18 protein-coding genes are annotated in these 20,910 nt (G+C 65.4%); 9 read left to right on the top strand and 9 right to left on the bottom strand.

Annotation, left to right across the window (positions count from 1 at the left end; genetic code table 11):
- Positions 1–197 precede the first annotated feature (197 nt).
- Positions 198–1,169 (bottom strand): aldo/keto reductase, encoded by a 972-nt coding sequence (locus tag QMX78_RS12435; RefSeq protein ID WP_282269940.1) that lies wholly within the window; start codon positions 1,167–1,169, stop codon positions 198–200.
- Positions 1,170–1,373: 204 nt separating this feature from the next.
- Here QMX78_RS12435 and QMX78_RS12430 point away from each other — a divergent pair, with 204 nt between their 5' ends.
- The 3 genes from QMX78_RS12430 (at position 1,374) to dusB (ending at position 4,865) form a co-directional block, all read left to right on the top strand.
- On the top strand, positions 1,374–2,672 hold the full coding sequence (locus tag QMX78_RS12430) for a nucleoside transporter C-terminal domain-containing protein (RefSeq protein WP_282269936.1): 1,299 nt from the start codon (positions 1,374–1,376) through the stop codon (positions 2,670–2,672).
- Positions 2,673–2,773: 101 nt separating this feature from the next.
- The gene (locus QMX78_RS12425; RefSeq protein WP_282269934.1) at positions 2,774–3,724 is read left to right on the top strand and encodes a ribokinase; all 951 of its coding nucleotides are present in this window, start codon (positions 2,774–2,776) and stop codon (positions 3,722–3,724) included.
- 151 nt (positions 3,725–3,875) lie between these two features.
- Positions 3,876–4,865, top strand: coding sequence for a tRNA dihydrouridine synthase DusB (gene dusB, locus QMX78_RS12420; RefSeq protein ID WP_282269932.1), 990 nt, complete (start codon positions 3,876–3,878; stop codon positions 4,863–4,865).
- Positions 4,866–5,307: 442 nt separating this feature from the next.
- Here dusB and QMX78_RS12415 read toward each other — a convergent pair whose 3' ends face one another.
- Positions 5,308–5,907 carry a nitroreductase family protein gene (locus QMX78_RS12415; protein WP_282269930.1) on the bottom strand — a complete coding sequence of 200 codons (600 nt, stop codon included), beginning with the start codon at positions 5,905–5,907 and terminating at the stop codon, positions 5,308–5,310.
- 355 nt (positions 5,908–6,262) lie between these two features.
- Here QMX78_RS12415 and QMX78_RS12410 point away from each other — a divergent pair, with 355 nt between their 5' ends.
- Positions 6,263–7,084: a methyltransferase domain-containing protein gene (locus tag QMX78_RS12410; protein WP_282269928.1), complete on the top strand. Its 822-nt coding sequence runs from the start codon at positions 6,263–6,265 to the stop codon at positions 7,082–7,084.
- On the opposite strand, the gene QMX78_RS12405 is transcribed toward QMX78_RS12410, so the two are convergent.
- From QMX78_RS12405 to QMX78_RS12375, 7 genes are all read right to left on the bottom strand, one after another.
- Positions 7,078–8,133: a metal-dependent hydrolase gene (locus QMX78_RS12405; RefSeq protein WP_282269927.1), complete on the bottom strand. Its 1,056-nt coding sequence runs from the start codon at positions 8,131–8,133 to the stop codon at positions 7,078–7,080. The genes QMX78_RS12410 and QMX78_RS12405 overlap by 7 nt on opposite strands.
- A gap of 28 nt (positions 8,134–8,161) precedes the next feature.
- Positions 8,162–9,232: an ABC transporter permease gene (locus QMX78_RS12400; RefSeq protein ID WP_282269949.1), complete on the bottom strand. Its 1,071-nt coding sequence runs from the start codon at positions 9,230–9,232 to the stop codon at positions 8,162–8,164.
- A 38-nt stretch (positions 9,233–9,270) separates the two neighbouring features.
- Complete coding sequence (locus QMX78_RS12395; protein WP_282269922.1) at positions 9,271–10,434, bottom strand: ABC transporter permease; 1,164 nt, start codon at positions 10,432–10,434, stop codon at positions 9,271–9,273.
- Complete coding sequence (locus QMX78_RS12390) at positions 10,419–11,429, bottom strand: efflux RND transporter periplasmic adaptor subunit (protein WP_282269920.1); 1,011 nt, start codon at positions 11,427–11,429, stop codon at positions 10,419–10,421. Before QMX78_RS12390 ends, QMX78_RS12395 begins: the two co-directional genes overlap by 16 nt.
- Entirely contained in the window at positions 11,426–12,754 is a 1,329-nt protein-coding gene (locus QMX78_RS12385; protein ID WP_282269947.1) for a TolC family protein, read from the bottom strand. The genes QMX78_RS12390 and QMX78_RS12385 overlap by 4 nt, the downstream gene beginning before the upstream one ends.
- A gap of 123 nt (positions 12,755–12,877) precedes the next feature.
- Complete coding sequence (locus QMX78_RS12380) at positions 12,878–13,681, bottom strand: UDP-2,3-diacylglucosamine diphosphatase (RefSeq protein WP_282269918.1); 804 nt, start codon at positions 13,679–13,681, stop codon at positions 12,878–12,880.
- Positions 13,678–15,390: a GNAT family N-acyltransferase gene (locus QMX78_RS12375; RefSeq protein WP_282269916.1), complete on the bottom strand. Its 1,713-nt coding sequence runs from the start codon at positions 15,388–15,390 to the stop codon at positions 13,678–13,680. The genes QMX78_RS12380 and QMX78_RS12375 overlap by 4 nt, the downstream gene beginning before the upstream one ends.
- A 194-nt stretch (positions 15,391–15,584) precedes the next feature.
- On the opposite strand from QMX78_RS12375, the gene metK reads away from it, so the two are divergent.
- The 5 genes from metK (at position 15,585) to QMX78_RS12350 (ending at position 20,792) form a co-directional block, all read left to right on the top strand.
- Positions 15,585–16,820: a methionine adenosyltransferase gene (gene metK / locus QMX78_RS12370; RefSeq protein ID WP_282269915.1), complete on the top strand. Its 1,236-nt coding sequence runs from the start codon at positions 15,585–15,587 to the stop codon at positions 16,818–16,820.
- Positions 16,821–16,949: 129 nt separating this feature from the next.
- The gene (locus QMX78_RS12365; RefSeq protein ID WP_282269914.1) at positions 16,950–18,164 is read left to right on the top strand and encodes a hypothetical protein; all 1,215 of its coding nucleotides are present in this window, start codon (positions 16,950–16,952) and stop codon (positions 18,162–18,164) included.
- Between the two features lie 431 nt (positions 18,165–18,595).
- Complete coding sequence (locus QMX78_RS12360; protein WP_282269912.1) at positions 18,596–19,219, top strand: CDP-alcohol phosphatidyltransferase family protein; 624 nt, start codon at positions 18,596–18,598, stop codon at positions 19,217–19,219.
- A complete protein-coding gene (locus QMX78_RS12355; protein ID WP_282269910.1) occupies positions 19,219–19,812 on the top strand; it encodes a lysophospholipid acyltransferase family protein in 594 nt (197 codons plus the stop codon). The genes QMX78_RS12360 and QMX78_RS12355 overlap by 1 nt, the downstream gene beginning before the upstream one ends.
- A 77-nt stretch (positions 19,813–19,889) precedes the next feature.
- Positions 19,890–20,792 (top strand): phosphatidate cytidylyltransferase, encoded by a 903-nt coding sequence (locus tag QMX78_RS12350; RefSeq protein ID WP_282269942.1) that lies wholly within the window; start codon positions 19,890–19,892, stop codon positions 20,790–20,792.
- Positions 20,793–20,910 lie beyond the last annotated feature (118 nt).

Genomic DNA, 20,910 nt, shown 5'->3' with positions numbered 1-20,910 from the left:
GGCCCGGGGCCCCCCCCCCCAACCAAACACTTGGGGGGGGGCGGGACCCCCGCCGAAGCTGGCAGCACTGAAGCTACCAACATGCCCGCAATCTGACGGATCTGTGGCTTCGCGGCTTACGCCGCTCCCCCAAGCACAGGCTTGGAACCACGCTCGCCAGGCGTTGCCGAGCATGGCTCGGCACTACACCTCCACTATCAGGCGAAGATCGCCTCGATCTGCTGCCAGGCGCCCTCTTCCACCCTGCCCAGCACGTCCAGTGCGCGCAGGTTCTCTTCCAGCTGCGACACCCGGCTCGCACCGAGGATCACGCTGGACACCTGCGGATTGCGCAGGCACCAGGCAATCGCCAGCTGCGCCGGCGACTCGCCCAGCTCCTCGGCCAAGGCGGTGAAACGACGCACTTTGCCCACACGGTCATCGGCCGGCTCGCCCAGCACCGAGGCCTGCAACCAGCCCAGCGTGGTCTGCCCCAGGCGCGAATCCTCGGCGATGCCGTCGTTGTACTTGCCGGTCAACAGGCCCGAAGCCAGCGGCGACCAGATGGTGGTGCCCAATCCGGCATCGGCATACAACGGCGCGTACTCCTGCTCCACGCGGGCGCGGTGCAGCAGGTTGTACTGCGGCTGCTCCATGCTCGGCGCATATAGATGGTTGGCGCGGGCAAAGGACACCGCCTCGGCGATCTGCGCGCCCGACCACTCCGAGGTACCCCAGTACAGCACTTTGCCTTGGCGGATCAGGTTGTCCATCGCCAGCACGGTTTCGCTGATCGGGGTCTCCGCGTCGGGGCGGTGGCAGTAATACAGGTCCAGATAGTCCACCCGCAGGCGCTTGAGCGCGGCGTGGCAGGCATCGGTGACGTGTTTGCGCGAGAGCCCGCGCTGGGTCGGCGCCGGCTCGTCGACCGCGCCAAAGAACACCTTGGACGACACGCAGAAGCCATCGCGCGGCAGGCGCAGGTCGGCGATCACATCCCCCATCACCTCCTCGGCGCGGCCCTTGGCATAGACCTCGGCGTTGTCGAAGAAATTGACCCCGTTGTCCCAGGCGCAGGCAATCAGGTTGCGCGATTCGTCGCGCCCGATCTGGCTGCCAAAGGTCACCCAGGCACCAAATGACAGGGCGGACAGCTGCAGGCCGGACGACCCGAGACGACGGTATTGCATGGCTGGCTCCAACTAGGGGACGGTGCGCGGAATCCGCGCAGACAGGCCACAAGTGTAACCCCGGCTGCGCACCGGACCGCCCTGCGGACCTTGCCGATACCGGCGCAATCCCAGCAAATACCGGCTTATGCCTGAGATATTCTTGCCCGGCATCAGCCGCTGCTCTAGGCTTGCGTCTTTTGCGGGCACGCCCGGGGATTACTCATGTTCGAAGGTTTGGGCAGAATCGGCTTCGGCCTGTTCGGCCTGGCGGTGCTTTTGGGCATCACCTGGCTCTTTTCCAATAACAAGAAGGCCGTTGACTGGAAGCTGGTTGCCACCGGCATCACCCTGCAGATCGCGTTTGCGGCGCTGGTGCTGCTGGTTCCAGGCGGTCGCGACGTGTTCGACTGGCTGGGCAAGGGCTTCGTCAAGATCCTGAGCTTCGTCAATGAAGGCTCGAACTTCATCTTCGGCAGCCTGATGGATGTGCCCAAGTACGGCTTCATCTTCGCCTTCCAGGTGCTGCCGACCATCATCTTCTTCTCGGCGCTGATGGGCGTGATGTACCACCTGGGCGTGATGCAGGCCATTGTGCGGGTCATGGCTGCGGCCATCACCAAGGTGATGCGCGTGTCCGGCGCGGAAACCACCAGCGTCTGCGCCAGCGTCTTCATCGGCCAGACCGAGGCGCCGCTGACCGTGCGCCCCTACATCTCCAAGATGACCCAGTCCGAGCTGATCACCATGATGATCGGCGGCATGGCGCATATCGCTGGCGGCGTATTGGCTGCCTATGTCGGCATGCTCGGTGGTGGTGATCCGGCCTCGCAGGCCTTCTACGCCAAGCATCTGCTGGCCGCCTCGATCATGGCCGCACCGGCCACGCTGGTGGTCGCCAAGCTGCTGGTGCCGGAGACCGGCACCCCGCTGACCCGCGGCACGGTCAAGATGGAAGTGGAAAAGACCTCCTCCAACATCATCGACGCCGCCGCTGCCGGCGCTGGCGATGGCCTGCGCCTGGCACTGAACATCGGCGCCATGCTGCTCGCCTTCATCGCCCTGATCGCCCTGCTCAATGCGCCACTGACCTGGATCGGTGACGTCACCGGCCTGGCCGCCGCCATCGGCAAGCCGACCAACCTGGCCACCATCTTCGGCTACGTGCTGGCACCGATCGCCTGGGTGATCGGCACGCCGTGGGCTGACGCCACCACCGTGGGTTCGCTGATTGGCCAGAAGGTCGTGATCAACGAATTTGTCGCCTACATGGACCTGTCGCAGATCATCCAGGGCAACGTTCCTGGCACCACCTTGAGCGAAGAAGGCCGCCTGATCGCAACCTACGCCCTGTGCGGCTTCGCCAACTTCAGCTCGATCGCCATCCAGATCGGCGGCATCGGCGGGCTGGCCCCGGACCGTCGCCAGGACCTGGCCAAGTTCGGCCTGCGTGCGGTTCTGGGCGGCACCATCGCCACCTTGATGACCGCCACCATTGCCGGCGTGCTGACCCACTTCAGTTGATTCAATCCAGCTGATACGGCCCGGCCGCTACAAAGCGGCCGGGTCAGATGGCCAGGCCATCGCAGCTGCTGTTTCATCGCCACCTTAGAGACAAAGATTCCATGAGTTCTGTAGTCGTTGCCGGTTCCTTCAATGTCGATCACGTCTGGCGCTGCGATGCCCTGCCCGCGCCGGGAGCGACCATTGCTGGCCGTTACAGCACCGGTCCCGGTGGCAAGGGCTTCAACCAGGCCGTCGCGGCACGCCGCGCCGGTGCCGACACCAGCTTCGTCTGCGCGCTCGGCGCCGATGCTGGCGGCGACCTCGCGCGCCAGCTGGCCAACGCCGACGGCATCACGCTGGTGGCCGAAGCCACCGCCGAGCCGACCGGCACGGCTGGCATCTACGTCGATGGCCGTGGCCGCAACTCGATCGTGATCGGCGCCGGTGCCAACGCCTCGCTGAGCACGGACTTCGTTGCCGCCAACGCCGCCCTGATCGGTGGTGCCAAGGTGTTGCTGGCCCAGTTGGAATCGCCGGTGGAAACGATCGAAGCCGCGTTGGCGCAGGCCCGCGAGGCCGGCGTACTGACCATGCTCAACGCCGCCCCCGCCAATGCCCCGTCCACCATCAGCCTGCTCAAGCTGGCCGATGTGCTGACCCCCAACGAAACCGAGTTTGCCGCCCTGCTCGGCCGCCATGTCGGCGAACGCATCGAGGCCGATGACGTCGCCGCCCTGGACGGTGCCAGCCTGCACGCCCTGTGCCGCAAGCTGTCCAGCAACACCGTGGTGGTGACGCTGGGCGCGGTTGGTGTGTTTGTCTCGCACGATGAGGACAAGCTGCGCAGCGACAGCCAGCCGTACTACCGGGTGGCTGCCGAGTCGGTGCAGGTGGTGGATACCACCGGTGCCGGTGACGCCTTCAACGGCGCCCTCGCCGCTTCGCTGGCAGCGGCACCGGATGCTGCGTTCATCAAGCACGTGCGCTTCGCCAACCAGTACGCTGCCCGCTCCACCGAGAACGAAGGCGCCGCGCTGGCAATGCCGCGGATGACCCCGGCCGACGTCTGAGCCCATAGCTGCGCCCCCTCCCTTGCGCAGCAGGGGAGGGTTGGGGAGGGGTAGGCTCTCTGGCCTTTTGCGCATTGCCAGCTTCGCGGCTTACGCCGCTCCCACATCCCCACGCAGCGCGGGTTGCAACCCGCAGCCTTACACTATCTCCATGCAGATCGGCCCCTACACCATTGCACCCAACGTGGTGCTCGCGCCCATGGCCGGCGTCACCGACAAGCCATTCCGCCAGCTGTGCAAACGGCTCGGTGCGGGTCTGGCCGCCTCGGAAATGACCATCAGCGACCCGCGCTTCTGGACCACCCGCAAGTCCATCCATCGCATGGACCATGCTGGCGAGCCAGCCCCGATCAGCGTGCAGATCGCCGGCACCGAGCCGCAGCAGCTGGCCGAGGCGGCGCGCTACAACGTCGACCACGGCGCGCAGATCATCGACATCAACATGGGCTGCCCGGCCAAGAAGGTCTGCAACGCCTGGGCCGGCTCGGCACTGATGCGTGACGAAGCGCTGGTGGCGCGCATTCTTGAGTCCGTGGTCAATGCCGTCGATGTGCCGGTGACACTGAAGATCCGTACCGGCTGGTGCGCCGAGGTGCGCAACGCGCCGACCATCGCGCATATCGCCGAAGACAGCGGCATCGCCGCGCTGGCCATCCATGGCCGCACCCGCGACCAGCATTACACCGGCGTGGCCGAGTACGAGACCATCGCCGCGATCAAGACAATGTTGAAGATTCCGGTATTGGCCAATGGCGACGTGGACTCACCGCGCAAGGCCGAGCAGGTGCTCAAGCTGACCGGCGCCGATGCGGTGATGGTGGGCCGCGCCGCACAGGGTCGACCGTGGATCTTCCGTGAGATCGCCCATTACCTGGCCACCGGCGAGGAGCTGCCACCGCCGTCTGTGGAAGAGGTCCGCGACATCCTGCTGGGTCACCTCAACGACCTGCACGCTTTCTACGGCGAACCGCAGGGCGTGCGCATCGCGCGCAAGCACCTGGGCTGGTACGCAAAGGACCGCCCGGAGAACGCCGCATTCCGCGCCGTGGTCAACGCCGCGGAAACCGCCGACGCGCAGATCCGGCTGACCCGTGATTATTTCGATGCACTGGTAGCGGGCGAAACCGCGTACGCCTTGTAGAGCCGAGCCATGCTCGGCTGGGGCCTTACCGACGATACTGGCGGATTGTGCATGAAGCCCCTCCTGTAGAGCCGAGCCATGCTCGGCTGGGGCCTTACCGACGATCTGGCGGATTGTGCATGGAGCCTCTGCCGAACATGGCTCGGCACTACGCAACCCTGCTTCTGCCCGATCGTGCATACAGCCCTTGTAGAACCGAGCCACGCACGGCTGGGGCGTTGCCCGCAATCTGTCAGATTGTGCATGGAGCCCTTCCTGTAGAGCCGAGCCATGCTCGGCTAAGGCCTTACCAACGATCTGGCGGATTGTGCATGAAGCCCCTTGCCGAGCATGGCTCGGCACTACAAAAAAAGCCCACCAGTTGGTGCTGATGGGCCCGTTCGACTGTCAGCGGCGCGCGGGGGAGAGAACCGCGCCGCTGGCGATCAGCCGAAATCCTTGATCAGGCAAATACCTTGAAACGAGCCTCGTCTTCCATGAAGGTCTTTTCACCGAACGGGGCTTCATTCGAGCCGAACGGCATCTGCGCACGCAGCTGCCAGTTGCCGTGGATGCCCCACTGCCTGCGCACGGCTTCGTCCACCAGCGGGTTGTAATGCTGCAGGCTGGCACCGACACCGGCCTCAGCAAGCGCGGTCCACACCGCGAACTGGGCCATGCCATTGGACTGCTCTGCCCACACCGGGAAATTGTCGGCGTACAGGGCGAACTGCTCCTGCAGGCCCTTCACCACATCGGTGTCGGTGAAATACAGCACCGTGCCTGCGCCGGCGGCAAAGCTGTTGATCTTGCCTTCGGTGGCGGCAAACGCCTCGGCCGGTACGATCTTGCGCAGCTCTTCCTTGGTCAGGTCCCAGAACTTCTGGCTGTGGTCGCCGAACAGGATCAGCGCGCGGGTCGACTGCGAGTTGAATGAAGACGGCGCTTCGCGCACTGCCTGCTTGATCAACTGGATGGTGTCGTCCTGGCTGATCGGCAGCTGCTTGCCGAGGGCGTACTGGGAGCGGCGCTTCTTGTACAGGGAGATGGCTTGGCTGTTCATGATCGTTTCCTTCAGGGGAAAGCAGCCCGACGACACCGCCGGTCTTTGCTTGATGGCGTCCATTGTATTTGCCATCAAATTCAGAACAATTACTCCGCTTTCAATAAATCGTTTCATTTTCAGGACAAATGACTGTTCCGCCATTTCCAACCGCAGAACGCCCTCCCCACAGTCGCACCAGGCACTGATTCCAAATTGGTCATCTCTCAGAACCAATGGCTATCAATCGTCCCTCCGCGCAAACCCGCGCCAGGCCGACATTGCCTGCGGCACCGCAATACTGGGTTCCGTTACGCATGCACCGTGGTAACACCAGCTGGCGATACTGGGCGGATCACTGCACGACGCTGTTTTCATGACTCTCAACGACTTCCCCTACCTGCATGGCTTCTCGGCGAACGAACAGGAGCGGCTGCGCAAGCAGGCACGCCTGTTTGAACCGGCGATCTTCCATGACATCGATTTCCGCAATTCGCGCCATATCCTCGAAGTAGGTAGCGGCGTCGGCGCACAGAGCGAGATCCTGCTGCGTCGCTTCCCCGAGCTGCGCGTCACCGGCATCGACCTCAACGAACGCCAGCTGGCCGCCGCCAACGCGCATCTGGCGCAGATGCCGTGGCTGCAGGAGCGCGTCGAGTTCCAGCGCGCCAATGCCACCGACCTGCCGTTCGAGCCCCGCAGCTTCGACGGCGCCTTCCTGTGCTGGGTGCTGGAGCACGTGCCCTCGCCCGCGCGTGCGCTGGCCGAGGTACGGCGGGTGCTGAGCCCGGGCTCACCGGTATTCGTCACCGAAGTGATGAATGCCTCGTTCCTGCTCGATCCTTACTCGCCCAATCTCTGGCGCTACTGGATGGCGTTCAACGATTTCCAGATCGACAGCGGCGGCGACCCGTTCGTCGGCGCCAAGCTCGGCAACCTGCTGCTGGCCGGCGGCTTCCGCGATGTGCAGACGCAGACCAAGACCGTACATCTGGACAACCGCGAACCAGCCCGGCGCAAGGTGATGTTCACCCTGTGGGAAGAACTGCTGCTATCAGCTGCCGAACAGCTGCTGGAAGCCGGCAAGGTCGACCAGGCCACGGTCGATGGCATGCGCGCCGAGTTCACCCAGGTGCAGAACGACCCCAATGCGGTGTTCTTCTATTCCTTCGTGCAGGCCCGCGCAACGGTCTACTGAGTCGAGGCGGCGCCGGCTTGCACCGGCGCCCGCCAGATGCGCTGCCACATCTGTGCCAGGCGCTGTTTCAACACGTCGCGGTTGCCAGCCTGCCGATACGCAGGCTGCACTTGCCGTGGCGGCATCGCCTGCCATTGGCCATCGCGCTCGCTGGCAACGGCGAAATTGAAGTTGTAGTCCGGCTCCAGCCCCATGCGCAGATCGCTGAGCACCAGCTCGCCACCCACCACCTGTGCACGCATGAAGCCGTGGTTGAACCATTCCAGGCGTCGCACCGCCGGCACATCGGCGGCTTGGCGCATTGCCTGCACATTCGATGGATAGCCATCGAACTGCATGGCCCCATGATCGGCCCAGAGCGAACGGTCACCGACCACATAGCCCTGTGGGGTCATCGCCACCACCCGCCACAGCAAGGTATTGAACGGCATCGGCACCGAGAAGCGCGGCGCGTCGGCCAAGCCCATCTGCGCTAGCGACGTGGCGGCAACACGGTCCACCTGCGCCTTGGCGATCAATGACCAGCCCAGGTAGCCCGTGCTCAATACCAACCCCGCCACCAGCGCGCGTTGCGCCAACGGCCGCGCGCGTGCGAACCAGGCAATTCCGCAGGCAATCAACAACCAGATCGTATACAGCGGGTCGATGATGAAGACGCTGGACCACATCGTAGGCGGCGGCGTCAACGGCCACCACAACTGCGTGCCGTAAACGGTGAAGGCATCCAGCAATGGATGCGTGACCAGCGCCAGCACCATCGCCCACCACCATCGCGCTGGAGCAGCTGCAACACGGCCGTGCCCGAAGCGCCTGTACAGCCACCAGATCAGCGTGCCCAACAAGGGCAGCACGAACAGCGAATGACTGAAACTGCGGTGCACCGTCATCAGGCTCACCGGGTTATCGGTGAAGGCCATGATCGCCAGACCGTCCAGATCCGGCAGCGTGGCCAGCGCAGCACCGGCAAGCAAGGCGGCGCGGCGATGTGCGGCGGGGGTGATGGCGGCGGCGATGGCGCCGCCGAGAACGATCTGACTGAGGGAATCCATGCGCCGATGCTAGCAGCCAACGCTGCGCTCAGCGCTGCCGACGGCCATGCAGTCGCCACAGCATCAGGCCGCCGTACAGCAGCGCCAGCAACAGCAGGTTGAGCAGCTCGGCACCGATCTCGGGCAGGCGCGCGCCCAACTGCTGGGTGCGGACGATGGCATTGATGCCGGCGGTGGTCGGCAACAACTTGGCCAACGCCACCAGGGCTGGCGGCGAGGCGATCGCCGGCCACGACAGGTTGGACAGAAAGAACAGCGGAATCGATACCGCGGTGACGTATTGGAAGGCCCGCTCGCGGGTATCGAAGAAACTGGCGATGAACATCCCGAACGGCGCCGTCGCCAGCGCGAACAGCAGCACCGCCAACAACATCCCGGGAACGTTGCCGCCGCGTGGATAGTCCTGCGCCCAGGCAGTGAAGCCGACGTAGTACAGCAGTCCGCATACCGCCACCACCGTGAACGCCGAAGCCATGCCCGACAAGGTCGGCAGGTCGAACTGCAATCGCCTGCCCAGCTGCGCGCGGCGGCTACCTAGCAGTACACCGATACCGAGCAGCAGGGTCTGGTGCACGATCAGTTCCGATACCCCGGGCACCACGCTGCTGCCGTAGCCTTCACGCGTGTTGTACAGCGGCCGCTGCACCAGTTGCAGCGGCACTGCCTGCGGCGCGCCCATGAAAGCCGCCTGGCGCACTGCCTGCTGGCGACCAAAGCCGGTGATACCTTCGGCCAGCCCGTTGAGGATGGTGCTGGCCCGGCTCAGGTAGGCACCGTTGCCCAACAACACCAGTTGGCCGCTGCCGCCACGCAGGATGTCGCGCTCCAGCCGCTGTGGGATCAGCACGATGCCATCCACCTCGCCGCGCAGCAGTTGCTGCTTGGCCTGGGCCAGATCCGGCGGCTGGCTGACCACCCGCACCGCGAGCAGTGCGTCCACATGCCGGATCAGCTCGCGGCTGCTGGCGCTGTGGTCCGCATCCACCACCGCGATCGGCAGGTCACTGGCGACCTGGTGGCGATACGCCGCCGGGTAGAAGAACGAGTACAGCAGCACCGCGCCTATCATCACCGCGCGCGCGGCCGGGTCGGCGAACATCGCCTGCAAGGCGGTCCGGAAGCCAGCACCAAAGCCACTCATGCGCGCACCTGTTGCCGTGCCGTGCGCAGCAGCAGGCAGGCCCCCAAGCCGCCGGCCACCACGCTCATCAACAGCAGCACCGCCAGCGGCCGCGCCGACACTTGCCACGGCGCCCCCATGAACAACTGCTGCATCTGCACCTGCACATAGGCGGTGAGCGGCAGCAACAGGTTCCAGATGCGGGTGAACAACGGCGCCTCGATCACCGGGAAGGTCGCACCGGAAAACGCCAGCGCGGTGCCAATCGTCAGACCCACCGCAGACAGCCCCGTGCAGGTGTCGCGGGTCACGGCGATGAACAACAGCGCGAAACTGCAGCAGGCCAGGTAGAACAGCGGCTGCGCCAGCAGCATCAGCCACAGACTGCCGGCCATGCCGTCACCGCGCACATAGGCCAGATACAGCAGGCCCAGCGCGCCATACAGCGAGAACAGCGCGACATACGGAAACAGCTTGCCGGCCATCGCCGCCCACGGCCGTTGCTGCAACCAGCCGCCGAGCAGGCCATCGCGCTGCTCGCGCCCAAACGCGGCACCGGCCGCGAGCGCGGCCAGCAGGGACAGCATGGCCGGGAAGATCAGCGGCAGCAGGAACAATTCATAGCTGCGCGCCGGGTTGTACAGCACCGTCGCCTGCACCGTCACCGGCGGCCCACGCAGTTTTGCCGGGCCAACCTGCAGCGCGATCTGCTGCTTGAGCATGCGCGCGTTGTAGGCGCTCACAGCGTCGCCGATATCGCGTCCGGCAGACTGCCCGGTCGCCATGTAGGTGGCGTTGTAGAAGGCGTAGACCGGCACGGTTTCGCCACGCAGCGCGCGCCGGCTCAGGTCGCGCGGCACCAGCACGATGGCAAACACGTCCAGCGCCCGCAGCTGCGCCTGCGCCTGCTGCAGCGACGCCGGTTGGCTTGCCACCCGCACGCCGGGGCTGTCATCGATGGCGCGCGCCAGGCCGCGACTGGTCGGGCTGTGGTCGAGGTCAACCAGGGCGATCGGCACCTGCCGCAGCACCGAGCCGGAGAACAGCCACATCATCAGCGCCATCAGCAGCAATGGCAGCACCGTCACCAACGCCAGCTCCCAGCGGTCACTGCGCCAGTGCTGCAACTCGCGCCGCAGCGAGGCGGCGAAGGCGCCGGCAGATGTCAGTCCTGCGGCCATGCAAACAGCACGCTCATGCCCGGCCGGAATCCTTCGATTGCCTGCTGTGGCCGCGCCCGCACCTCAAAGCTGCGCACGTCATAGCCGGACGACTGCCGCGTGCTGCGCCAGGTGGCGTAGTCACCAGCCGGGTTGATGAAATACACCTCGAACGCCGCACTGCGGTCCTGCAGGGCCGGAATCGTGCCCTGCAGGCGGGCGCCTGGCTTGAGCCCGTTCATCTGGTCCTCGCGCAGGTTCAGCGCCACCCACATGTGGTCGATGTCGACCAGGGTGAAAACCGGATAGCCGGCCGGCACCAGCTCGCCGATATCGGCCATGCGCTTGCCGACCTCGCCGGCCAGCGGCGCGCGGCCCTGGGTTTCCTGGCGGGCCGCATCGACCTCGGCCTTGGCACCCTCGGCCTGCCGCACCTGTGCCAGTGCCGCGTCCTTGTCCTGCACCCGTGCACCGGCAAGGGCAAGGTCGTACTGCGCGCGGGCAGCGCGGGTCAGTTCGTTGGCACTGCGCGCCTGCGCCTGTGCTTCGTCGCGCTTCTGCCGGCTCACCACGCCCTCGGCATAAAGATTGTCGAGCCGGCGGAAGGTGCTGGTCGCCAACTCGGCGCCGGCCTGCGCGCGCTTCCAGTTGGCTTCGGCGGCGCGGATATCCTCGCTGCGTGCGCCCTCCTCGGCCTTGGATGCCATCGCCACAGCCGCAGCCACCACCGCGTCGGCCTGGCGCTCCTTGGCGGCGACTTCAGGGCTGTCGAGATCAAACAGCACCTGCCCGGCGGTGACCCGGTCGCCTTCGCGCACATGCAACTGCTGCAGGCGCGCGGTGACCTTGGCGGCGACGTTGACGTTGTCGGCATCGGCCATGCCCTGCACCTGGTCCGGCGGGCTGCGCAGGCCCAGCCACAGGCCAAGCACCACCAGCACCAGCAGCACCACGCCGGCAATCAGGAACACGCGGCGTTGCCGCGGATTGGTCTCCACCTGCAGCGAATCGCTCATTCCAGCACCTTGTCCGCACGTTGGCGGTAGTCGTCAAAACGTTGCAGCTGCCCGCTCACTTCCAGCAGCTGCGCCAGCGCCACGTCGAATTGATAGGCGGCCTGTGCACGTTCCACCTGCGCACCGCCCAGGCCGAGCCGCGCGTCGATCACATCCAGCGAGGTGGACTGGCCTTCGCGGAACGACAGTTCCTGCAGGCGCAGGTTTTCCTGCGCCTGGGCGATGCTGCTGTCGAGCAGCTGGAACTGCGCGCGGGCGGTCTCCAGCTCGTTCCAGGCCTTGCCGACGCCGAGCTGCAACTGGTTCTCCACTTCGCTCAGCCCCGACTGTGCCTGCTCCAGCTGCGCACGTGCAGCACTCACCTGCAGTGGTCGCGCCGTCGGCGACAGGAAGGTGTAGCGCAGGCCGATGCCAAAGGCCCAGTCGGCGTCGGTCAACAACGCATCACGACGGCGCAGGTCGTACTGGCCGAACAGATAGATCTGCGGTTTGAGCTTGGCCTGCTGCGCACGCACGCCCTGCTCGGCCTGCGCGGTCAGCGCGCGCAGACGGCCAACCTGTGGATGCCGCTGCTGGGCGCTGCGCTCGAACTCCTCACGCGCACCGACCGGGCCATTGATCACGAACAGCGGCGACGTCGTCGCAACCGTGCCACCACTGCGCAGCAAGGTGGCCAGCGCCTGCTGCAGGGTGGACAGATCATTGACGGCCTTCTGGTATTCGCGCTCGGCCTTGTCGCGGGCGACGTTGGCCTGCAGCCGTTGCGCCTTGGTGGCAAAGCCCTCGCGTTCGAGCTTCTGCGCATCTTCGAGGTGCCGCTGCAGACCGTCACGCACGTCACGGCGCACCTGTACCGCCTGCTCGGCCAACTGCTGGCCGAAGTAAGCCTGCACCAGCTGCAGCGACAAGGACTGCCGCTGCAGTTCGCGATCTGCCTGGGCCAGTTCGCTGGCGGCCTGTGCAGCCCCCTGCGCAGCTGGGATCAGGCCACCGCTGTACAAGGGCACGCTGGCAGTAACAATGGGACGTGTACGCCAGTCGCGCTCGCCGAACTCCAAGGGCGACTCGATGCCGAAGGCCTCGGCCACCGGTGCCAACGAACCCAGCGGCAGGTTCAAGGTCTTCTGGAACTGCATGCGGCGCACATCGGCGGTGATTTCCGGCAAGCGCAGGTAACGGCTGGCATCCTGCAGGTCCAGCTTGTTGCGCACCCCGGCATCGGCGGCGGCCAGCGCATCAGACACCTGCTCCAGGCGCTGCCGCGCCTGCTCATAGCTCAACGCCGGCACCGTCTCCGAGGCTGCTGCCGGCGGCGCCAGCAGCATCCACAGCACCCACAACCCTATCGCGACCGATGCTGGTTGCTTGCCTGCCACCCCGATACTCCCTGCTCGTTGGCTGGACCCAGCATAGCCGCCCAACGGGTGAGGAAGAAGTCAGCCGGGCGATCAGGCCGCCTGCGCCTGCCGCAGGCTTCCCGGCAAACAGACCAGGCTGCGGCCGGAATGATCGAGCAGGCGCAGGCTGCCATCGGGGTCTTCGGCCAACGCGGTCAGGCTTTCCACCCAGTCGCCGTCGTTGGCATAGATAAGGCCATCGCGCTCGACCAGCGCCGCGCGGTGGATATGCCCGCAGATGATGCCGTCCAGGCCGCGCCGGCGTACGTCGGCCAGCCCAGCCTGCACGAAGCGCTCGATATATCGCTCAGCCGCGCCGCTTTGGCGCTTGAGGAATTCCGACAGCGACCAGTAGCGCAGGCCAAGCCGGCGCCGCGCGGCGTTGAACAGGCGGTTGCCGGTGAGGATGCGGTAATACAGCCAGTCACCGAAGCGCTCCTGCAGCCCACCGAAATGGGTGGCGCCGTCGTAGTCATCACCGTGCACGACCAACAGGCGCCGGCCATCGGCGGTGGTGTGGATGGCGCGGCGCCGCACCTGCATGGCCGGCAGCATCAAACCGCAGGTGCGCCGCAGTGGCGCATCGTGGTTGCCGGGGATGTAGATGATCTCGGTGCCGGCGCGACGCAGTGCATGCAGCGCTTCGATCACCTCGTTGTGTGCCTGCTGCCAGATTGCGCGCTTATGGGAAAGCCACCATAGATCGACGATGTCGCCGACCAGATACAGACGTTCACAACGCAGGCTGGTAAGGAAGCGGGCCAGTTCCGCCGCATGGCAATGGCGCGCGCCCAGATGCGTGTCGGAGATGAACACTGCGCGCCGGTGCGGCGGCAGCACCGGCACCGCACTCATGCCGTTGCTCCGGCATCACGCAGATAGCGTTTGCGTTTGTGCGGGCGGATGGCCTGCAGGTCCACCTCGATCAGGCCGTCAATGGAATCGCTGAAATCCGGATCCACGCCGAACGCAAGGAAACGCGCGCCACCGGGTTCGCACAGATCGGTGTACTGCCGGTACAAGGTCGGCACGCTGGTGCCCAGCGTCGCCAGGTTGGCCTTGAGCACATCGAACGCGGCCTGCGTATCCAGCTCACCGAAACTCGGTGGCGCGGCGAAGTACTGGAAGGGCCGGTTCGACTCGGCCAGGCTGCGGGCGGCGCCGTAGTACTGCTGGTAATAGGCCACCAGCTGCTCGCGCGCCTCGCGTGGCAGCGCGGCGCTGATCGACACCGCGCCAAACAGATAGCGCACGCCCGGCTGGCTGGCGAGGTAGGCGCCGATGCCCTGCCACAGGTAGTCCAGGCTGCGGCTGCCCCAGTAGTCGGGCACCACGAAGCTGCGGCCCAGCTCCATGCCTTCGGCGATACGCGGGATGGCATCGTCCGAGTAGCGGAACAGGCTGGCGGTATACAGGCCCTGCAGGCCACTGCGCGCCAAGGCCGGTGCGCCGCGCATGACCCGGTAGGCGCCGGCGATGCGCTGGGCGGGCGCGTCCCAGACCACGATGTGCTGGTAGAGCGGGTCGAAGTCATCCAGGTCCCGGCTGCGGCCGGTGCCCTCCCCCACTTGGCGGAAGGTCAGCTCCCGCAGCCGCCCCAGCTCCAGCAGCAAGGGCGAGTTGGCGGCGCAGTGGGCCAGGCGGATCTGCTTGCCGTCGCTGGTCTGGCCGAGCAGCTCAGTCGTGTCGATGGCGGCGGCGACATCGGCCACAGCTACCGGCTCGGCCAGGGGCTGCGGGCCGTCCTCGCGAAACTCGGCGTTCTGCTGCTCCCTGCCCAGCGCGTACAGCGCGTCGCGCACCGCCTGCAGCTGCCGCGCCGGCTCCTGCTGTGCGTCCAGCCGCATCAGCTGGCCGATCTGCAGGCGCAGCGGGCGCTTGCGGCGGGCAAACATCTCCCGCGCCAGCAAGGCCGTACCTGCAGGCTTGAACAGCGCCGAGGCGCCGTAGAACAGCGCCGAATTGCGTGCTTGCACCCGTACCGGCAGCACCGGCGTGTCACAGGCGCGGGCGAAACGGACGAAACCACGGTTCCAGCAGCCGTCGCGGATACCCTGCAGCGACAGCCGCGAGACCTCACCGGCCGGGAACACGATCACGCACTGCTCGGCCTGCAGTGCCTGTTCCACCGCCTGCAGGCTGGCCCGCTGGGCATGGCCACCGAGGATGCGAACGGGCAGCAGCAGCTCACGCAGCGGCTCCAGCTCCAGCAGCATGTCGTTGGCGATGATCCGCACGTCGTTGCGGACCCGGCCCACCGCATCCAGCAAGGCCAGCGCATCCAGCGCCCCGGACGGGTGGTTGGCGACAATCAGCAGGCGACCGCTGGCCGGGATCCGCGCCAGCGCTGCCGCATCCACCGCATAGCCGGCGTCCAGGAAGCCCAGCGCGGCACTGACGAAGGCGAAGCCCTGCAACCCGGCACTGCGCTGCAGGAAGGCGTCCATCTGGTCGAAACGTGACCAGCGGCCCACTGTGCGCAGCAGCGGCCGGGCCAGGTGGCGGCGCGGGCCGTGGAACCAATCGGGGTAGCGTTGCTGCAGGCGCTGCGCGATCTGTTGCATGGCAAGGTCTCCCTGTCGGCCCATTGGCCGGGAGCCTGCGCCCGCGACAAGGCAGGCTGGTTGCGGTTTTGCGGCAATCCGATGACCGTGCCTTAACCGGATGGCAACAGACACTTCGGCACTATTCCGTCAAGGTGCCGACCGTGTATGATGCGCGCCCATCTTTCCATCCGAATCAAGGGATATATAGCCCGATGTCCAGCTACCTGTTCACCTCCGAATCGGTCTCCGAAGGCCATCCGGACAAGATTGCCGACCAGATCTCCGATGCGGTGCTGGACGCGATCCTGGCCCAGGACAAGCGCGCCCGCGTGGCCTGCGAAACCCTGGTCAAGACCGGTGCGGCGATTGTCGCCGGCGAAGTGACCACCTCGGCGTGGGTCGATATCGAAGAACTGACCCGCAACGTCATCAACGAGATCGGCTACGACAACTCCAATGTCGGCTTCGACGGCCACACCTGCGCCATCATCAACATGCTGGGCAAGCAGTCGCCCGACATTGCTGCCGGCGTTGACGGCACCAACAAGAAGGCCAAGAAGCCGGAAGAGCAAGGCGCTGGTGACCAGGGCCTGATGTTCGGCTATGCCTGCAACGAAGCCCCGGAATTCATGCCGGCACCGATCTACTACTCGCACCGCCTGGTCGAGCAGCAGGCCAAGGTCCGCAAGAAGAAGAACTCGCCGTTGCCGTGGCTGCGCCCGGACGCCAAGAGCCAGGTGACCCTGCGTTACGGCCAGGACGGCAAGATCGAAGGTCTGGACGCCGTTGTGCTGTCGACCCAGCACGATCCGGGCGTGAAGCAGAAGGACCTGGTCGAGGCCGTGCGCGAGCACATCCTCAAGCCGGTGCTGCCGAAGGCATGGCTGGACAAGCTGCCGAAGAACAAGGTGCACATCAACCCGACCGGCATCTTCGTGATCGGCGGCCCGGTGGGCGATTGCGGCCTGACCGGTCGCAAGATCATCGTCGACACCTACGGCGGCATGGCCCGTCACGGTGGCGGTGCGTTCTCCGGCAAGGACCCGTCCAAGGTTGACCGTTCGGCCGCTTACGCTGCCCGTTACGTCGCCAAGAACGTGGTTGCCGCTGGCCTGGCCGACAAGTGCGAAGTGCAGGTCTCCTACGCCATCGGCGTGGCCGAGCCGACCTCGATCTCGGTCACCACCTTCGGCACCGGCAAGATCCCGGACGCACAGATCGAGAAGCTGATCCGCGCCCACTTCGACCTGCGTCCGTACGGCATCATCAAGATGCTGGACCTGATCCACCCGATGTACCAGCAGACCGCTGCCTACGGCCACTTCGGCCGCAAGCCGAAGGAATTCTCGTACGTCGACGGCGACGGCAAGACCCAGAACGCGACTGCGTTCTCCTGGGAAAGCACCGACCGTGCCGAAGCCCTGCGCAAGGCTGCAAAGCTGAAGTAAGTTCAGCGGCAGGTAAAAGCACCACCCGGACGGGCCGCGCAAGCGGCCCGTCTGCTTTTTGTACAACCGCGCTTGCCAATTACCGATGCGCCCGCACACCATTGCTCCGCATACACAGGGAGCGTTGGCATGTTTTCCGCATTTTTCAGCAATCTCTTCAAAGACAAACCCGACCCGGACCGGTTTGCCCGCAAGTTCATCGACGCGGTGCGCAGCAATGGTTACCCGCATGAACTGGAGTACGAGGCGGATACCTTCCGCATCCGCCATGCCAACGGTTCCTACTTCAACCTGCACAACGCCTACCACGCCTATCTCGGCGCCCCGCGCGGGCAGCAACGCAAGGCCTTGCAGGCCTTCAGCAGCTTGCTTGGCGTTCACGAAAAAGATGACGCGATGAGCTGGGAGCAGGCCCGGCCCTTGCTGCGCCCCTTGATCCGCAACATCACCCAGTTGGAGGAGATCAACCTGCATCATGCCGAACAGGATGGGTGGGATGCCCCCCCGATGCAGCTCAAGTACCGCCGCCTGAGCGAGGAATGCGTCGAGCTGCTGGCGGTAGACCACCCGGACCATACCGCCACCCTCACCCGCGGCCCGGAAGAAGCCTGGGGTGTGGATTTCGACCAAGCCTTGAGCATCGCTCGCAGCAATCTGCGGGAAAGCCCTGATGAGCCCTTCGTCGAGGTGTTGCCCGGCGTCTATCAGGCCGCATGGGGCGATGCCTATGACAGCAGCCGCGCACTACTACCTGACCTGCTGCATCGTGTGCCGGTCGCCGGGCTGCCGGTGTTCATGCTGGCTACCCGTGACGTATTGCTGGTCACCGGCGAAGGCGACCTGCAGGGGCAGGCGCAGATGCTGGAGTTGGCCGCCAATGCGTTTGCCGATGGCCGCGTGATTTCCTGGGAGGTGTTGCGTTACGACGACGGCCAGCTGCATGCCCACGTACTGGCGGATGCAGGCCTGCGCGAGCGGCAGCGGCAACTGCGGATTGAACTCGACGCCGACGCCTATGCGCTGCAGAAGCAGCTGCTCGAGCGCGTGCACCAGAAGCATGAAGAAGATGTATTTGTTGCCACTTTCATGGTCCATAACGAAGACCAGGTTTCGCTGTGCGCCTGGACTGATGGGGTGGCGAGCTCACTTCCACGCACCGACCGATTGGTTCTGGTGATGCCTGTGGATGGCGGGGAAGCCGAGACCCTGATGGTTGATTGGGAGCAGGCGCAACCCGTCCTTGGCCACTTGTTGCGTGAAGACCTCCGGCACATCCACCCGCCGCGTTATCTCACGCTTGGTTTCCCAGATGCAGATACACGCGCGCGACTGCAGGCGGTCTGAGCTGGTTTCCTTCGCTTGTGGTGTTTGAGCAAAGAAGGCTGCCTGCGAGGACAGTTTTTTTGGCTTTGGCTGTTGCTTTTGCTTTAGCCCTTCTCCCGCCTGCGGGAGAAGGGTTGGGATGAGGGCAGCTTTGGCTTTGGCGTTGGCGTTGGCTCTCGATCCAGCAAAAGCCAAAGCCCCAAAAGCCCCCTCATCCGCCCTCCGGGCACCTTCTCCCGCAGGCGGGAGAAGGGACAGCAAACAGCAACTGCCAAAGCGACCGCAAAAGCCACAGCCAAAACCAGAGCCACAGCCAAAACCAGAGCCAGAGCCAAAAGCCAAAACTGAAGCCGAGCCCAGGACCGCTCTCAAAGCCCTTCGACAGATCCACCCCAGCAGCCGCGCCCCCCTCTCCCTGTTCCCCATCACGACCAATGCACTACCATCGGCCCATGGGAAAGGAAGACCGTAGACCAATTGCCGCCCGTTCCACCGGCTGGGCTCGCGCCCTCAGCGCCGCGTTGGCACGCTCCTCAATCACGCCGAACCAGATTTCGGTACTCAGCATCTTCTTTGCTGCAGGTGGCGCTGCTGCACTGTTGTATTCCCCCGGGATACCCGGGCTGATCGCCTGCGCCGTCGGCGTCCAACTGCGCCTGATCTGCAACCTGCTGGACGGCATGGTGGCAATGGAAGGTGGCAAACAGACACCTACCGGCGCGCTCTACAACGAATACCCGGACCGCATCGCCGACTCGCTGCTGATCATCGCGCTCGGCCATGCCGCCGGCATGCCCTGGCTGGGCTGGCTTGGCGCATTGCTGGCCGCGCTCACCGCCTATGTGCGCCTGTCCGGTGCCAGCCTTGGCCTGGCCCAGGACTTCCGCGGGCCGATGGCCAAGCAACACCGCATGTTCGTGCTCACCGCAGCCTGCGTGCTGGCCATCATCGAGCAGCTGAGCACGCACACGCACTACGTATTGCCTGCCGCCGCCATCATCATCGCCGCCGGCTCGCTGCTGACCTGCTTCACCCGCACCCGCGCCATCGCCGCGCAGCTCAAGGCAGGCAGCTGATGCTCTCAAGTCTGCTGGTCGCCGCGGTCAAGATCTTCATTGGTGCCTACCCGCGCTGGGTCGGCAGCCGCCCCAACGACACCCAGCGCATCTACTTCGCCAACCACGCCAGTCATCTGGATACGGTGGCGTTGTGGTCGGCGCTACCGCCAGCCCTGCGCGAGCACACCCGCCCAGTCGCCGCGCGCGATTACTGGAGCAAGGGCGTGCGCAAGCTCATCGCCGACAAGGGCTTCAACGCAGTGCTGATCGAACGTGACCGCAGCAAATGCGAAGGCGATCCACTGCAGCCTTTGCATGACGCGCTGGACGCAGGTGATTCATTGATCCTGTTCCCGGAAGGCACCCGCAACCACGAGCCGTTGCCGCAGCCGTTCAAGGCCGGCCTGTTCCATCTGGCCCAGCAGTACCCGCATGTGGAGCTGGTTCCGGTCTATCTGGACAACGCGCGCCGTGCGCTGCCCAAGGGCAGCATGGTGCCGGTGCCGTTGGTGTGCACCGCGCGCTTCGGTGCGCCACTCACCCGCATTCCGGGTGAAGACAAGGCGCAGTTCCTGGAACGCGCGCGCAACGCGGTGGTGGAGCTGGCATGAACAACGTTTTCCAACAACTGCCACTGGGCAGCTTCCTGCAGCAGGCCATCGACCGCGCGCCGCCAAGCTTCTGGTGGATGATCGGCGGCGTATTCGGCGTGTTGATACTCGCCAGCTCGATCGGCTTCATCCTCGGCCGGATCAAGCCGGGCTCGGTGGTCGACAACCTCAACGCCCGCATCCGTGCGTGGTGGGTGATGGCCGCCGTGCTGCTGTTCTGCTTCGTGCTCGGCAAGATCGCCACGCTGGTGTTCTTCGGCCTGCTGTCGTTCTTCGCATTGCGCGAGTTCATCTCGCTGACGCCAACGCGCCGTGGCGATCACCTGGCGCTGTGCCTGTGCTTCTACATCGCCATCCCCTTGCAGTACTGGCTGATCGGCATCGACTGGTACGGCCTGTTCGTCATGTGCATCCCGGTGTACGGCTTCCTCGCCTTGCCAGCGGTATCGGCACTGTCTGGTGACACCGAGAACTTCCTGGAGCGCAACACCAAGATCCAGTGGGGCGTGATGCTCACCGTGTTCTGCCTCAGCCATGCACCGGCACTGATGCTGCTGCGCATTCCCGGCTACGAAGGGCAGAACCTGATGCTGCTGTTCTACCTGCTGCTGGTGGTGCAGCTCAGCGACGTGCTGCAGTACGTGTTTGGCAAGCTGTTCGGCAAACACCTGCTCGCCCCCTTGGTCAGCCCGTCGAAGACAGTTGAAGGCCTGGTCGGTGGCGGTTTGGCGGCCACCGGCGTGGGCGCGGCGTTGTGGTGGATCACCCCGTTCTCACCACTGCAGTCGGCGGCACTGTCGCTGCTGATCGTGATCTGCGGCTTCCTTGGCGGACTGGCGCTGTCGGCGGTGAAGCGCAGCCTCGGCGCCAAGGACTGGGGCGAGATGATCGAAGGCCATGGCGGCATCCTGGACCGGCTGGATTCGGTGGTGTTCTCCGCGCCGGTGTTCTTCCACGTGGTGCGCTACAACTTCCAGTAACGCGGCAACTGTAGTGCCGAGCCATGCTCGGCAGGGCATTCCCGGTAAAGCCCCTTGCCGAGCATGGCTCGGCACTACAAATGCCTGCCTCCCGTAGTGCCGAGCCATGCTCGGCAGA

This window comes from Stenotrophomonas sp. PS02298 (genome assembly GCF_029959445.1).
Taxonomy (GTDB): domain Bacteria; phylum Pseudomonadota; class Gammaproteobacteria; order Xanthomonadales; family Xanthomonadaceae; genus Stenotrophomonas.
Note: the sequence above shows the minus strand (reverse complement) of the source record. Positions and strands in the feature narration are given on the sequence as shown.